The organism is Streptomyces sp. CRCS-T-1, from assembly GCF_024442335.1.
GTDB lineage: Bacteria > Actinomycetota > Actinomycetes > Streptomycetales > Streptomycetaceae > Streptomyces > Streptomyces koelreuteriae.
Map to the genome: position 1 here is coordinate 2,636,776 of NZ_CP101651.1, position 13,583 is coordinate 2,650,358.

Here is a 13,583-nt window from a genome sequence, read left to right on the forward strand (position 1 = left end):
CTCCTCGAGTGTTCTCGTGAGACCGAGACCGGTCTCACCCGAATCGGAGGATAGACGACGATCCGGTCCGCCCGCCGCCCGAACAGGGGCGGTCCTGGCCGCGTGCAGCACCGTCCAGTCCAGGTCGGCACGGCTGCTGCGGGTCGGGCAGATGGTCGAACCCATGCGGCGGACTTCCTCTCCTACGGCGTCTGCGCTGGTCTCCAGCACGTACGTCCCGCACAACAGTGCTCGCCGTCCCGGCATTCCCGGAGCTTTACCCGAGTGACCCGGTCCACTCCAGGACCGCGTCCGTGATGAGCGCCACGGCCTCGTCCTGGGAGATCTCCGCCCGCTTGGGGACCGCGAAGCCGTGATCGCCGTACGGCACCTCGACGAGTTCGTGGGAACCCGCGGGGAATTCCTCCGGCTTCCCGAAGGGGTCGTTCCCGCCCTGGACGACCAGGGTGGGCACCCCGGAACCGAGCAGTTCGTCGGCGCGGGACTTCTCCGGCTTGCCCGGCGGGTGGAGGGGGAAGCTGAGGGCCAGGACCGCGTGCGCGCCCAGTTCGGTGGCGGTACGGCAGGCGACCCGGGCCCCGGCGCTGCGGCCGCCGGAGATCACCGGCAGTCCGGGCCCGGCCAGGGCGGGCCAGATGCCGCGCCAGCCGACGTCCAGGGTCTTGGGCGCGGGCGCCAGCTTCTTCCCGGCCACCCGCCAGGGCTGCTCCACCCGGGCGACGGTCACGCCGTGCGCGGGCAGGACCTCGGCCAGGGCCTTCAGGTCGCGGGCCTCGATACCGCCGCCGGCGCCGTGGCTGACGGCGAGCACGAGCCGGGCCTTCTTCGCCGGGTGCCAGGTGATGCGGGCGGTTCCGGCGTCGGTCTCGACGGTCTCGGTGGCCGTGCTGGTCGCTTTCGTCACATGCGTCACGTCAGAAGAGTGTGCCCTCTTCGGGCCCTTCCAGCTCCTTCAGCAGCTCCGGTCCGTTGTTGCGGACGTTGCTGACGGCCGTGGCGACGGGGTAGGCGCGCATCAGCCCGGCGGGCGGCGGGGCGAGCAGCCCGCGCAGGTCGTCGGGGTCCGTGCGGGAGGGGTCGAGCCAGTCGTCCCAGCGGTCGGGCGTCAGCATCAGCGGCATCCGGGGGTGGATCTCGGCCAGGGCCCGCGGGCCGTCCGCCGGGGAGACCGCCAGCGGGCTCGTCTCGGCCTCGGTGGTGATGACGGAGCAGGTCACCCACCAGGACTGCGGGTGGTCGTCGGGCAGCGTCCGGTCCCGCCAGAACTCGTACAGCCCGGCCATGGCGAAGACCGACCCGTCCGCCGGTGTCACGAAGTACGGCTGCTTGCGGGGCCGCTTCTTCTTGCCCTCGACCTCCAGCTCGCGCTCCTGCTGACCGGTGACCCACTCGTAGTAGCCGTCGGCGGGCAGGACGCAGCGCCGGGAGGTGAAGGCACGGCGGAAGGACGGCTTCTCGTGGACGGTCTCCGCGCGGGCGTTGATCATCCGGGCGCCGCCCTCGGGGGTCTTCGACCAGGACGGGACGAGCCCCCACTTCAGCTTGCGCAGCTGCCGAACCGGGCGCGGGTCGTCCACGTCTTTCAGAGGGCGGTCGAGGACGGCGTAGACCTCTTTGGTGGGCGCCACGTTGTAGTCCGGCTCGAGGGTCTCCTCGGGCTCCCACTTCTCGATCTCAAAGATTCCTGCGAGATCCTCTGGCCTGCGACTCGCTGAATACCGTCCGCACATACGTGCCACACTGCCAGATTCCATCCGACCACAGGGAGCCAACGCCGCACATGGACAGCACCGCTACCGCCTCGCTCGCCTCCCTCTGGGACGAGGTCTCCGGCACGCAGCCCGATCCCGACCTGTGGGTGGTGATCGCGACGCTGGCCGCCGCGCTCGCCGTGGTGATCCCGCACGGCCTGTGGCGCATCTCCCGCAACGCCATCACCATCGCCCACGAGGGCGGCCACGGGCTCGTGGCCCTGCTCACCGGCCGCACCCTCACCGGCATACGCCTGCACTCGGACACCAGTGGCCTGACCGTCAGCCGCGGCAAGCCGCACGGCATCGGCATGATCCTCACGGCCGCCGCCGGCTACACCGCCCCGCCCCTGCTGGGCCTGGGCGGAGCGGCCCTGCTGGGCGCCGGCCGCATCACGCTCCTGCTCTGGCTGGCCACGGCCCTGCTCCTGGCCATGCTCGTGATGATCCGCAACGCGTACGGCGCCCTGACCATGATCGTCACCGGCGGCCTGTTCGTCCTGGTGTCCTGGCTGGCCGGCCCTCAGGTGCAGGCGGCGTTCGCGTACGTGGTGGTGTGGTTCCTGCTGCTGGGCGGGGTCCGCCCGGCCTTCGAACTCCAGGCGAAGCGGGCCCGGGGCGGCGCGGGCGACTCGGACGCGGACCAGTTGTCGCGCCTGACGCACGTACCGGCGGGGCTGTGGTTCTTCCTGTTCCACGCGGTGTCGCTGTGCTCGCTGATAGGTGGGGGTCGCTGGCTACTGGGCTTGTGACCAGCCGACCCAGGGGCGCGGGGCTGTGCCGATGTGCGGCTCCGCCGCGCGGGCGCGAGCAGCTCCCACGGCGCCGCACTCGAAGTACGGCCTGCTTATAAAGTAAGGGCATGGCCCCGAACACCGCAGACACCGCCCTCTGGCCCGCCCCGCACGCGAGCGGAGCCGTCGACGCGACGGTCCACGTGCCCGGGTCCAAGTCCGTCACCAACCGCGCCCTCGTCCTCGCCTCCCTCGCCTCCGAGCCCGGCTGGCTGCGCCGCCCGCTGCGCTCCCGCGACACCCTGCTGATGGCCGGTGCCCTGCGCGCGATGGGCATCGAGATCGAGGAGGGCGTGGGCCCCGACGGCACCGGCGAGGCCTGGCGTGTGCTCCCCACGGGCCTGCGCGGACCGGCCACGGTCGACGTCGGCAACGCCGGCACGGTGATGCGCTTCCTGCCGCCGGTCGCCACGCTCGCCGACGGTCCCGTCCGGTTCGACGGTGACCCCCGCTCGTACGAGCGTCCGCTGAACGGAGTCATCGACGCGCTGCGCCGGCTCGGCGCCCGGATCGACGACGACGGGCGCGGCGCGCTGCCGATGACCGTGCACGGCAGCGGTGCCCTGGAGGGCGGCCAGGTCTCGATCGACGCGTCCTCCTCGTCGCAGTTCGTGAGCGCGCTGCTGCTGTCCGGGCCGCGCTTCAACCAGGGCGTCGAGGTCCGCCACACCGGCGCCACGCTGCCCTCCATGCCGCACATCCGGATGACCGTCGACATGCTGCGCGCGGTCGGCGCCCAGGTGGACACGCCCGAGTCGGGCGGCGAGCCGAACGTCTGGCGGGTCACGCCGGGTGCCCTGCTCGGCCGGGACCTGGTCATCGAGCCGGACCTGTCCAACGCCCAGCCGTTCCTGGCGGCCGCGCTGGTGACCGGCGGCAAGGTCGTCATCCCGGCCTGGCCGGACCGCACCACCCAGCCCGGTGACCGGCTGCGCGAGATCTTCACCGAGATGGGCGGCTCCTGCGAGCTGACCGAGCAGGGCCTCGCCTTCACCGGCTCCGGTTCGGTCCATGGCATCGATGTCGACCTGAGCGAGGTCGGCGAGCTGACGCCGGGCATCGCGGCGGTCGCGGCGCTCGCCGACTCCCCCTCGACCCTGCGCGGCGTGGCCCATCTGCGGCTGCACGAGACGGACCGGCTGGCCGCGCTGACGAAGGAGATCAACGAACTCGGCGGCGACGTGACGGAGACGGCCGACGGCCTGCACATCCGCCCGCGCCGGCTGCACGGCGGGATCTTCCACACGTACGACGACCACCGCATGGCCACGGCCGGTGCGATCATCGGCCTCGCGGTCGAGGGGGTGCAGATCGAGAACGTGGCGACGACGGCCAAGACGCTGCCGGACTTCCCCGATCTGTGGACCGGGATGCTCGGGGCGTAGGACGCGGGGATCACGTCATGCGCCGCTACGGCAAGCACACCGACGAGGACGACATCCGCACCCGTCCCGGGCGCCGGAACACCCGGCCCCGGACGAACATCAGGCCCAAGCACGAGGACGCCGCCGAGGGGCTCGTCCTCACCGTCGACCGGGGCCGCCTCACCTGCCTCGTCGATGACCGCGTGGTCATGGCGATGAAGGCCCGCGAGCTGGGCCGCAAGGCCGCCGTGGTCGGCGACCGCGTGGCGCTCGTGGGCGATATGTCAGGCAAGAAGGACACCCTCGCCCGGATCGTCCGCATCGAGGAACGCACCTCCGTGCTGCGACGGACCGCTGACGACGACGATCCGTTCGAGCGCGTGGTCGTCGCCAACGCGGACCAGCTGGCCATCGTCACCGCCCTGGCCGACCCGGAACCCCGCCCCCGTCTGATCGACCGCTGTCTGGTCGCGGCCTACGACGGCGGCCTGGACCCGCTGCTGGTGCTGACCAAGTCGGACCTCGCCCCGCCCGACAAGCTCCTGGAGCTGTACGGCGACCTCGACACGCCCTACGTCGTCACCAGCCGCGAGGAACTGCAGAACGGCACCGCCATCGCCCGGGTGCGCGAACAGCTCGACGGCAAGATCACCGCGTTCGTCGGGCACTCCGGAGTCGGCAAGACGACCCTGGTCAACGCGCTCGTACCTCAGGAGCGGCGGCGTACGACCGGGCATGTGAACGCGGTGACGGGCCGAGGCCGGCACACCACCACCTCGGCGCTGGCACTGCCGCTGTCGGACAACGACGGCTGGGTGATCGACACCCCTGGCCTGCGGTCCTTCGGGCTGCACCACGTGGACCCGTCCCGGGTCATCCACGCCTTCCCCGACCTGGAGCCGGGCACCGAGGGCTGCCCGCGCGCGTGCAGCCACGACGAACAGGACTGCGCGCTGGACGCGTGGGTGACCGAGGGGCACGCGGACCCGGCGCGGCTGTACTCGCTGCGGCGGCTGCTGGCCACGCGGGAGCGGAAGGAAGGCGACTGACCTCAGCGTTGTTTGTCATGGCGGGCGGACGGTAAGTGCATAATCACTCATCGCACCAAGCCGAATGCAAGCGGTCACTTAGCGTGGCACACGGGAGGAACGGCTCATGGCGTGGCTGCTGGTCATCGTGGCCGGATTGCTGGAGACCGGCTTCGCCGTGTGTCTGAAGCTGTCGCACGGCTTCACCCGGCTCTGGCCGACGGTGGCGTTCTGCGTTTTCGCCCTCGGCAGTTTCGGGCTGCTGACCCTGGCGCTGAGAAGGCTCGACGTGGGTCCCGCGTACGCGGTGTGGACCGGCATCGGGGCGGCGGGGACGGCGATCTACGGCATGGTGTTCCTGGGCGACCTGGTGTCGACGCTGAAGCTGGTGTCGATCAGTCTCGTCATCGTCGGCGTGATCGGGCTGCAGTTGTCGGGCTCGGCGCACTGACGCCCTGTCACCCGGACTGCCGGTGCAGGGCGCTGCGGACCAGGTCGGTGACGCCGCCCTCGCCGGGCGGCGCGGCCACGCAGGACAGGGCGAGCCGGACGGCGAGTTCGCAGGAGCGGGCCAGGTCGGCGGTGTCGGACTTGGGCGTGCCGGGTGCGGACAGGACGGTGACGGCCCGGTCGCGGATGAGGGTGACGAGGTCGCCGGGTGAGGGCAGCGGGCCGTCGGCGCGGCGCTGTGCCGGTACGGCGGAGGTGGAGGGCACGGCCGAGAGGGGCGGCGAGGGCAGCCGTTCGCTCCAGCAGCCGGTGAGCATGGCGCGGACCAGGGCGTTTTCGCGAGCCGCCGACGTGGTCCACTCGGCGGTGGCGGTGAGCCGGTCGCGCAGGTCGCTGTGGCCGGTGAGCGCGCGGTCCACACCGGCGAGGTAGCCGTCGGCCTCTCTCCTCACGAGCGCCCGGGCGAGGCCGTCCTTGCTGCCGAACTCGTTGTACAGCGTCTGCCGGGACACTCCGGCCGCCACGGCCACGTCCACCATCCGCACCCCGGACCACGCCCGGCGCGCCAGCGCCGCGTAGGCGGCGTCCAACAGAGATTCCCGCGCTGCAGGCATCATTGCCTCCCCTGGGGGCCAGCGGCTCTGCGCCCAGATTTGACGCGCCCGCACCCACTGTCAAGGGTTCACGAAGGCATGCGGGGTCGCCTTTGAGCCGACCTGCGCGGTGCGTCTCTCTGACTGCGGGCATGCGTACCGCTAGGGGCGGCACGGGTGGGCGCAGACGGCACCCCGTCGCGCCGGGTTGCGCACCCACCCGCCCCGAGCCCCCACGCCGAGCACCCCGAAGCCACCAGGACACACACGCCCCATGTGCCACGCCGAGCACCCCCGGCAACCACAACGCCCCCACACCCCGGCACAAACCCCCTGTAGCCCCACCCCCACCTCGGCAGATAGGTTCGTCGCATGCCCGACTACCTCGACGACCTGCGTCTCGCCCACGTCCTCGCCGACGCCGCCGACGCCGCGACGACGGACCGGTTCAAGGCCCTCGACCTCAAGGTGGAGACCAAACCGGACATGACGCCGGTGAGCGAAGCGGACAAGGCCGCGGAAGAACTCATCCGCGGCCAACTCCAGCGCGCCCGCCCCCGGGACGCGGTCCTCGGCGAGGAGTACGGCGTCGAGGGCACCGGCCCCCGCCGCTGGGTCATCGACCCGATCGACGGCACCAAGAACTACGTACGCGGCGTCCCCGTCTGGGCCACCCTCATCTCCCTGATGGAGGCCGGCGAGGGCGGTTTCCAGCCCGTCGTCGGCGTCGTCTCCGCCCCCGCCCTGGGCCGCCGCTGGTGGGCCGCGAAGGGCCACGGCGCCTTCACCGGCCGCAGCCTCACCAAGGCCTCCCGCCTGGACGTCTCCCGCGTCAACAAGCTCGCCGACGCCTCCTTCGCGTACTCGTCACTCAGCGGCTGGGAGGCGCAGGGCCGTCTGGACGGCTTCCTGGACCTCACCCGAGAGGTGTGGCGCACGCGCGCGTACGGCGACTTCTGGCCGTACATGATGGTCGCCGAGGGCTCCATCGACATGTGCGCCGAGCCCGAGCTGTCCCTGTGGGACATGGCCGCCACCGCGATCATCGTCACCGAGGCCGGCGGCACCTTCACGGGCCTCGACGCCCGCCCGGGCCCGCACAGCGGCAACGCGGCCGCGTCGAACGGCCTGCTGCACGACGAGTTGCTCGGATATCTCAACCAGCGCTACTGAGCGCGCCCCGCTGTTACCGAGCGCCCCCTTGTTGACCCTCCCTTTACCTGCCACCCTGAGAGTCCCCCCAACTTGTGAACTTGTGAAACGCTGAACAAACGGCGGACCAAACGGCGGGGGCACTCCCAGGAGGTGGCTCGATCCATGCTCGTCCGTGACGCCATGAGCACCGTCGTCCTCACCATCGGCCCGACCCACACCCTTCGACAGGCCGCCGCACTGATGTCCGCGCGCCGGGTCGGGGCGGCCGTGGTCCACGACCCCGACGCCGGCGGCATCGGCATCCTCACCGAACGCGACATCCTCAACTCCGTGGGCCTGGGCCAGGACCCGGACACGGAACGCGCCCACGCCCACACCACCACCGACGTCGTGTTCGCGGCTCCGTCCTGGACCCTGGAGGAGGCGGCACGAGCCATGACCCACGGCGGCTTCCGCCATCTCATCGTGCTGGACGACGACGAACCCGCCGGCATCGTCTCGGTCCGCGACATCATCCGCTGCTGGGTACCGGCCCGCCAGCAGGTACCCGCCTGACCGCACGACCGGGCCGGCCCCTCCCCCGAGGGCCCGGCCCGCCCACACTCACCCCCGCCATCCCCATAGACACCATCTAAAACCGGATAGATTCTAAACTCACACCTGTTCGGGACCTGGTCCGTTTTGCTGTTAGGCTGGTCGCCATGAGTGACCTTCTGGAACGGCTGCGCGGACGCGGATGGCGGATGACCGCGCAGCGGCGTGTCGTGGCCGAGGTCCTCGACGGCGAACACGTCCATCTGACGGCCGACGAGGTCCACTCCCGGGCCGTCGCCAAGCTGCCCGAGATCTCCCGGGCGACCGTCTACAACACACTCGGTGAGCTCGTGACCCTCGGCGAGGTGCTGGAGGTCTCCACCGACCAGCGCGCCAAGCGGTACGACCCGAACGCCCACCAGCCGCATCACCACCTGGTCTGCGCGCAGTGCGGCGCGATCCGGGACGTCCACCCGATCGGCAACCCGCTGGCGGACCTCCCCGACTCGGAGCGCTTCGGTTTCACGGTCTCGGACGTCGAGGTGACGTACCGCGGCGTCTGCCCGAACTGCGCGGCCGCCTAGCCGCCCCCCCTTCTCTTCGCGACAAGCCCCGGCATCGATGGACGCCGGGGCTTGTCCGTGTCTGCGCACTTCCCGTATCTGACGGGTCGTCATATGGTCAACGGCACCCACCAGTCCGTTCCGCACTCCGCGAGGAGACCGAAGTGGGAGAGCCGTATCCAAAACTCACCGCCCATGACCTGACGCGCACCTTCGGCCGGGGCCCCCGCGCGGTCGACGCCCTCGGCCCCCTCGACCTGACTGTCGCTCCCGGCGAGTTCCTCTGCCTCGTAGGCCCCTCGGGCTGCGGCAAGTCCACCTTGCTGCGCATCGCCGCCGGCCTGCTCCGCCCCAGCACCGGCACGCTGGAGATCCGCACCTCCAGCGCACGCCCGGCCGCCATGATCTTCCAGGACTACGGCATCTACGACTGGAAGACCGTCCAGGCCAACGTCCGCTTCGGCCTCGATGTGCAGGGCGTCCCGCGCCGGGAGGCGAACGCCCGCGCCTTAGAGTGGCTGGCCCGCATGGGCCTCGCCGACTTCGCGCAGGCCTATCCGGCGACCCTCTCGGGCGGTATGCGCCAGCGGGTCGCCATCGCCCGCGCCCTCGCCGTCGAACCCGAACTGCTGCTGATGGACGAACCGTTCGCCGCCCTCGACGCCCAGCTCCGCACGATCCTCCAGGACGAACTGCTGGAGATCACCCAGGCCCTGCGCACGACGACCCTCTTCATCACGCACAGCCTGGAGGAGGCGATCGTCCTCGGCGACCGCGTGCTGGTGATGTCCGCCCGCCCCGGCCGGATCATCGCCGCACACCGCCCGCCCTTCCCGCGCCCTCGCACCGGCGACGTCCGCGCCACCCCCGAGTTCACCGCGCTGAAGAGCGAGCTGTGGGATCTGCTGCGGAAGGAGGCGGTGCCCGCATGACCACCGTCGCCCCCGGGACACGAGGCCCGGCCCTGGTCCGCCGCCCCGGCCCGCACGAGATGCACCCCGTACGCACCCATCGCCGCCGCCGCGCCCTCGAACTGTCCCTCGCGGCCGCCGTCCCCCTCCTCCTGGTGCTGCTCTGGCAGCTCGCGGCCGTCCGGGGCTGGATCGACGAGCGCGTCTACCCGGCACCGTCCACGATCCTCGCCGACGGCTGGGACCGGGCCGCCGCCGGTGATCTGTGGCCGGACGTGTGGGCGACACTCAAGCGCGTCCTGGCCGGGTACGCCGTCGGTACGGCGGCCGGATACCTGCTGGGCCTGCTGATGGGTTCGCTGTCCCTGGTACGGGCCGCCCTGGAACCCCTCCTGGACGCCCTGTACGTCGTACCGAAGCTGGCCCTGCTGCCCGTCTTCCTGAACATGTTCGGCCTGGGCGAGGGCCGCAGGTGGCCCTGGTGGCGGCCACGGTCTTCTTCTTCGTCTGGATCTCCACGATGTCCGCGGTCATGGCCGTCCCCGACGGGCACCGGGACGCGGGCCGGGTCTTCGGGGCCTCCCCGTGGCAGATGTTCCGCCATGTCCTGCTCCCGGCCTCCCTGCCCGCCGTCCTGGTCGGCGCGCGGATCGCGGCGGGCGTGGCGGTCCTGGTGATCGTCGCCTCCGAGCAGATCGCCGCGACCGACGGCCTGGGGCATCTGATCTTCGACTCCCGCGCCCTCTTCCAGAACGACGTGATGTTCGTCGGCATCGTCTGCGTCGCCGTCCTGGGCGTGCTCTTCTCCGAACTGGTCCGCTTCGCCGGCCGGTTGCTCACCCCCTGGGCACCGCGCGACCGGGGACGGGGGCAGGCATGAGGGCACGTACGTACGGCCTCGCCCTGCTCGCGGGCGCGCTGCTGGCCTCGGCGGCCTGCTCGTCGCCCTCCTCGGGGCCGTCCTCGGGGCAGCCGAAGGCCGACACGGCGACGCGCACGGTCCGCCCGGTCCAGGGCTGCGGCGCCGCGTCCTGGACGGACCCCGCCGACCGCTCCCCCGATCGCGCCCCGGCCCGCTGCCGACCGGGCGCCCCGGCCCCGCAGCGGCTCGCCGAGCCCCGGAAGCTGACGATCGCGACGGGCACGCTGAGCGCCGAGTACGTGGCACCGCTGCGGGTCGCCCTCGACAAGGGCGAGTTCGACAAGGAGGGCCTGGACGTCACGCTGAAGGTGCTGCCGACGCCCGAGGCCCTCCCGTTGCTGGCCAAGGGCGAGGTCGACGCCCTCTGGGCGGCCCCGGAGGCGGCGGTCATGAACGGTATCCGCGGCGGCTTCGTCATCCGCTGGGTCGCGGGGAACTTCTCCCCGGACCCGAAGTCCAAGAGCGGCCTGTGGGTCCGGCTCAAGGACGGCGAGACGCCGGCCGCCGTCCGGATGGCCGACCGGACACTCGGCACGATGATCGGCAAGGGCTCGGTGATCGCCTACCCCATGGAACAGGCCCTGGAGCAGCACGGCGGCGGCCTCGACCGGATCCGCTACCAGCAGCTGGGCTCGGCCGATGTCCTCACGGCCCTGCAGAACGGCGGCGTCGACTCCGCGTGGCTGCTGGACCCGGTCTGGCGCCGGGTCGACGGCGAGCCGGGCTACGCCTTCCTGGGCGGCCAGCCGCCCGGCGAGCCGCTGGGCGGCATGCTCTACGGCCCGAGCCTGCTGGACGACGACGTGGACGCGGGGGTGGCCCTGCTGCGGGCGTACATCCGCACGGTGAACACGTACTTCGCGGCCGAATACAAACAGAACGAGAGGTACGTCACCTACCTGGCGAAGCTCCTGAAGACGGACGAGGCGATCCTCCGCTCCACCCCGTCCCTCCGTATGGACTGGGAGATCCGCACCGGCACGACGGCCCGTCTCCAGGCGGCCTACCGGGCCCAGGGCGTGGCAGAAGCCGACACGCTCCCCGAGTCCCGGACCGTGAACCGTTCCCTCTACGCGGAGGCCGTGGGCCACCGCCCCTGAGCACCTGCCCCTGGGCAAAACACCGAGGGCCGGAACCCTTTCGGGTTCCGGCCCTCGGCCTTCAGTAGCGGGGACAGGATTTGAACCTGCGACCTCTGGGTTATGAGCCCAGCGAGCTACCGAGCTGCTCCACCCCGCGTCGTTGAATGCAACGTTACGTGAACGCGGAGGCCGGATGCAAATCGCTTAACGGCGAGGCCTTGCGGAGGGTGCGGCAGCCGGGCCGCGCACCTCGCGGCCCGGACCGGTTCTACGCCGACAGCTCCTGCCGCAACGCGTCCCGCAGCCGAGCCGCCCGCTCCGCCACGGACTCGGGCCCGAGAGACACCGCGCGGTCGGCCCAGCGCTGCCCCTCGGCCAGCTCTCCCCGACGCGCGTAGACCAGGGCCAGCCGCAACGCCGCCCGCCCGTGCCCCGCGTCGGCCGCGCGCGTCCACCACACCGCCGCCTCGGGCTCGCTGCCCTCCCGGGCCAGCAGCAGCCCCAGATTGAACGCACCGTTGCGGGACCCGGCCTCGGCCGCCTCCCGGTACCAGCGAGCCGCCTCGACGACGTCCCCCCGGGCCGCGGCGTGCATACCGACCCGCACCTGCGCCCGCCGGTGCCCCTGCGAGGCAGCCCGCTCGTACCACTCCTCGCACTCGCTCCGCTGGTGCACCGGCTCCCCGAGCTCGTGCGCCGGCTCCGGCGGCCGGCGCGCGTCGAGCACGGTCGCCAGCCGGTACGCGGCCTCGGCGCTCCCGCCCCCGGCCGCACACCGCAGATGCCGTTCGGCCTCCTGGTCCTCGCCGTCCCGCAGCAGCGCCATGCCGACCTGCAGCGCGGCCTCCGTGTGCCCGGCGGCGGCGGCCCGCTCGTACCAGCGCAGCGCGGTCTGCTCCTCGCCCCGTCCGGCGTGGAGGATGCCCAGGTTGAAGGCGGCGTCCACGCTCCCGGCCTCCGCGGCCTTGGAGAACCACGGCTCCGCGCCCGTCTCGTCCCCGGCCCGCAGCAGCAGGATCGCCAGCGCGTTCGCGGCCTCCTGATGCCCGGCGTAGGCCGCGCGCCGGTACCACTGCTCGGCGTGCGGGGTGCGTCCCTGCTCGACGCAGAGCAGCCCGAGGTTGTACGCGCCGTTGACGTCGCCCGCGTCCATCGCGGCCCGGTACCACCGCTCGGCGGTCTGGGTCTCGCCCCGCTCGGCGTGCAGCGCGCCCAGCGCGTTGGCCGCGTTGCCGTCGCCGTCCTGAGCGGCCCGCAGCCACCACACGGCGGCGTTCTCGGTGTCTCCCGCGTCGCGCAGCAGGAAGCCGAGCGCGCAGGCGGCCCGCGCCTCGCCGTCCTTGGCGGACGTCAGGTACCAGCGCCCGGCCTCCTTGAGCTCGCCGCGCCTCTCCAGGATCGTCCCGAGGTGCAGCGCGGCACGCCGGTGCCCGCGCGCGGCGGCCTGCCGGTACCACTGCTCGGCCTCGTCCGGCACGGACGCGCCGTCGTCGTCGGCGTCCCGCGCCGCCTTGCGGTCCAGCGCACGCGCCAGCCGGTACGCCGCCTCCCGGTGCCCCCGCTCGGCCGCGGCCCGCATCCAGTGCTCGGCCCCGGGGTCCCCGCGGTGCTCCAGCAGGTCCGCGAGGGCGTACGCGCCCAGGGTGTGGCCCTGTTCCGCGGACTGGCGCAGCCAGTACTCGGCAGCGGGTTCGTCGCCGCGCTCGCGGTGGTGCCGGCCGAGGGCGTGCGCGGCCGCCGTGGATCCGGCGACGGCGGCGATCCGCCACCATCCGGCGGCCTCGTCGGCGTATCCCCGCTGGTGGAGCAGGACTCCCAGATTGTTGGCCGCGGCCCGGTCGCCCGCGGCGGTCGCGGCACGCAGATGGGGTTCGGCACCGTCGAGATCACCACGGCGCAGCAGCATGGCCCCGAGGACACTCATCGCCTCTACGTCGCCGGTCTCCGCGGCGAGCCGCTGACGCAGCTCCTCGGCCGCCTCATCGGCGATTTCCCCGGTCTCGTCCGGGGTGTCGGTGTCCTCCCGGCTGGAAGGCTGCACAAAACGCCCTGTCTCGAACAGAGTTGCCTTGTCCCCCATAACGTCCATCGTCGCACCACCTGCAACCTGGGTACACCTGGTATACCGCAGCCATTGAGGTCACTACAGCGTTTTGTCGACATGCCCACAGAGAGACAAGTCAAACACAGTTTTCCCAACTCCCCCCGGCGGCACGGCCGCAGCCCGCACCAGCACATGCGTTCACACATCACGAAGGCCCGGATTCCTGTGTGGAATCCGGGCCTTCGATGTCGCTCCGTCACTCGGACTTCGCGATTTCAGTAGCGGGGACAGGATTTGAACCTGCGACCTCTGGGTTATGAGCCCAGCGAGCTACCGAGCTGCTCCACCCCGCGCCGTTGTGTTCACAACCGTATCACGGCGCGGGTGGAGCA

General features: G+C 72.0%; 13 protein-coding genes, 2 tRNA genes and 1 pseudogene. 10 read left to right on the plus strand and 6 right to left on the minus strand.

The window, feature by feature from the left end; translation table 11 throughout:
* Positions 1-256: 256 nt before the first annotated feature.
* Positions 257-904 (minus strand): alpha/beta family hydrolase, encoded by a 648-nt coding sequence (locus NNW99_RS11550; protein WP_215124235.1) that lies wholly within the window; start codon positions 902-904, stop codon positions 257-259.
* Positions 905-914: 10 nt separating this feature from the next.
* Complete coding sequence (locus tag NNW99_RS11555; protein ID WP_215118615.1) at positions 915-1,730, minus strand: SOS response-associated peptidase; 816 nt, start codon at positions 1,728-1,730, stop codon at positions 915-917.
* A gap of 50 nt (positions 1,731-1,780) precedes the next feature.
* On the opposite strand from NNW99_RS11555, the gene NNW99_RS11560 reads away from it, so the two are divergent.
* The 4 genes from NNW99_RS11560 (at position 1,781) to NNW99_RS11575 (ending at position 5,388) form a co-directional block, all read left to right on the plus strand.
* Entirely contained in the window at positions 1,781-2,503 is a 723-nt protein-coding gene (locus NNW99_RS11560) for a M50 family metallopeptidase (protein ID WP_215118616.1), read from the plus strand.
* Positions 2,504-2,613: 110 nt separating this feature from the next.
* Entirely contained in the window at positions 2,614-3,930 is a 1,317-nt protein-coding gene (gene aroA / locus NNW99_RS11565) for a 3-phosphoshikimate 1-carboxyvinyltransferase (protein ID WP_215118617.1), read from the plus strand.
* A gap of 17 nt (positions 3,931-3,947) precedes the next feature.
* On the plus strand, positions 3,948-4,958 hold the full coding sequence (gene rsgA, locus NNW99_RS11570) for a ribosome small subunit-dependent GTPase A (protein WP_215118618.1): 1,011 nt from the start codon (positions 3,948-3,950) through the stop codon (positions 4,956-4,958).
* A 106-nt stretch (positions 4,959-5,064) separates the two neighbouring features.
* The gene (locus NNW99_RS11575) at positions 5,065-5,388 is read left to right on the plus strand and encodes a multidrug efflux SMR transporter (RefSeq protein WP_193481056.1); all 324 of its coding nucleotides are present in this window, start codon (positions 5,065-5,067) and stop codon (positions 5,386-5,388) included.
* Positions 5,389-5,395: 7 nt separating this feature from the next.
* On the opposite strand, the gene NNW99_RS11580 is transcribed toward NNW99_RS11575, so the two are convergent.
* Entirely contained in the window at positions 5,396-6,004 is a 609-nt protein-coding gene (locus tag NNW99_RS11580) for a TetR/AcrR family transcriptional regulator (RefSeq protein ID WP_215118619.1), read from the minus strand.
* A 348-nt stretch (positions 6,005-6,352) separates the two neighbouring features.
* Here NNW99_RS11580 and hisN point away from each other — a divergent pair, with 348 nt between their 5' ends.
* The 6 genes and pseudogenes from hisN to NNW99_RS11610 all read left to right on the plus strand — a co-directional run bounded on the left by hisN (position 6,353) and on the right by NNW99_RS11610 (position 11,165).
* Positions 6,353-7,153, plus strand: coding sequence for a histidinol-phosphatase (gene hisN, locus NNW99_RS11585; RefSeq protein ID WP_215118620.1), 801 nt, complete (start codon positions 6,353-6,355; stop codon positions 7,151-7,153).
* Between the two features lie 144 nt (positions 7,154-7,297).
* Positions 7,298-7,690 (plus strand): cyclic nucleotide-binding/CBS domain-containing protein, encoded by a 393-nt coding sequence (locus tag NNW99_RS11590; RefSeq protein WP_215118621.1) that lies wholly within the window; start codon positions 7,298-7,300, stop codon positions 7,688-7,690.
* 146 nt (positions 7,691-7,836) lie between these two features.
* Positions 7,837-8,253: a Fur family transcriptional regulator gene (locus NNW99_RS11595; protein ID WP_215118622.1), complete on the plus strand. Its 417-nt coding sequence runs from the start codon at positions 7,837-7,839 to the stop codon at positions 8,251-8,253.
* A 143-nt stretch (positions 8,254-8,396) separates the two neighbouring features.
* Complete coding sequence (locus NNW99_RS11600) at positions 8,397-9,164, plus strand: ABC transporter ATP-binding protein (RefSeq protein WP_215118623.1); 768 nt, start codon at positions 8,397-8,399, stop codon at positions 9,162-9,164.
* Positions 9,161-10,023: pseudogene (locus NNW99_RS11605) on the plus strand (ABC transporter permease). The gene NNW99_RS11600 and the pseudogene NNW99_RS11605 overlap by 4 nt, the downstream one beginning before the upstream one ends.
* On the plus strand, positions 10,020-11,165 hold the full coding sequence (locus tag NNW99_RS11610; protein WP_215118624.1) for an ABC transporter substrate-binding protein: 1,146 nt from the start codon (positions 10,020-10,022) through the stop codon (positions 11,163-11,165). Before NNW99_RS11605 ends, NNW99_RS11610 begins: the two are co-directional and overlap by 4 nt.
* Before the next feature lie 65 nt (positions 11,166-11,230).
* Here the strand turns inward: NNW99_RS11610 and NNW99_RS11615 are convergent.
* The 3 genes from NNW99_RS11615 to NNW99_RS11625 all read right to left on the minus strand — a co-directional run bounded on the left by NNW99_RS11615 (position 11,231) and on the right by NNW99_RS11625 (position 13,544).
* Positions 11,231-11,304: transfer RNA gene (locus NNW99_RS11615), tRNA-Met, on the minus strand.
* A gap of 111 nt (positions 11,305-11,415) precedes the next feature.
* Positions 11,416-13,236 carry a tetratricopeptide repeat protein gene (locus tag NNW99_RS11620; RefSeq protein WP_215118625.1) on the minus strand — a complete coding sequence of 607 codons (1,821 nt, stop codon included), beginning with the start codon at positions 13,234-13,236 and terminating at the stop codon, positions 11,416-11,418.
* A 234-nt stretch (positions 13,237-13,470) separates the two neighbouring features.
* Positions 13,471-13,544 (minus strand) — tRNA-Met (locus NNW99_RS11625).
* Positions 13,545-13,583 lie beyond the last annotated feature (39 nt).

Bases quoted from the DNA above. Each gene is read 5' to 3' on its own strand.
- NNW99_RS11555 (WP_215118615.1), bottom strand. From the start codon at position 1,730: ATGTGCGGACGGTATTCAGCGAGTCGCAGGCCAGAGGATCTCGCAGGA.
- NNW99_RS11560 (WP_215118616.1), top strand. From the start codon at position 1,781: ATGGACAGCACCGCTACCGCCTCGCTCGCCTCCCTCTGGGACGAGGTC.
- aroA (WP_215118617.1), top strand. From the start codon at position 2,614: ATGGCCCCGAACACCGCAGACACCGCCCTCTGGCCCGCCCCGCACGCG.
- rsgA (WP_215118618.1), top strand. From the start codon at position 3,948: ATGCGCCGCTACGGCAAGCACACCGACGAGGACGACATCCGCACCCGT.
- NNW99_RS11575 (WP_193481056.1), top strand. From the start codon at position 5,065: ATGGCGTGGCTGCTGGTCATCGTGGCCGGATTGCTGGAGACCGGCTTC.
- NNW99_RS11580 (WP_215118619.1), bottom strand. From the start codon at position 6,004: ATGATGCCTGCAGCGCGGGAATCTCTGTTGGACGCCGCCTACGCGGCG.
- hisN (WP_215118620.1), top strand. From the start codon at position 6,353: ATGCCCGACTACCTCGACGACCTGCGTCTCGCCCACGTCCTCGCCGAC.
- NNW99_RS11590 (WP_215118621.1), top strand. From the start codon at position 7,298: ATGCTCGTCCGTGACGCCATGAGCACCGTCGTCCTCACCATCGGCCCG.
- NNW99_RS11595 (WP_215118622.1), top strand. From the start codon at position 7,837: ATGAGTGACCTTCTGGAACGGCTGCGCGGACGCGGATGGCGGATGACC.
- NNW99_RS11610 (WP_215118624.1), top strand. From the start codon at position 10,020: ATGAGGGCACGTACGTACGGCCTCGCCCTGCTCGCGGGCGCGCTGCTG.
- NNW99_RS11620 (WP_215118625.1), bottom strand. From the start codon at position 13,236: ATGGACGTTATGGGGGACAAGGCAACTCTGTTCGAGACAGGGCGTTTT.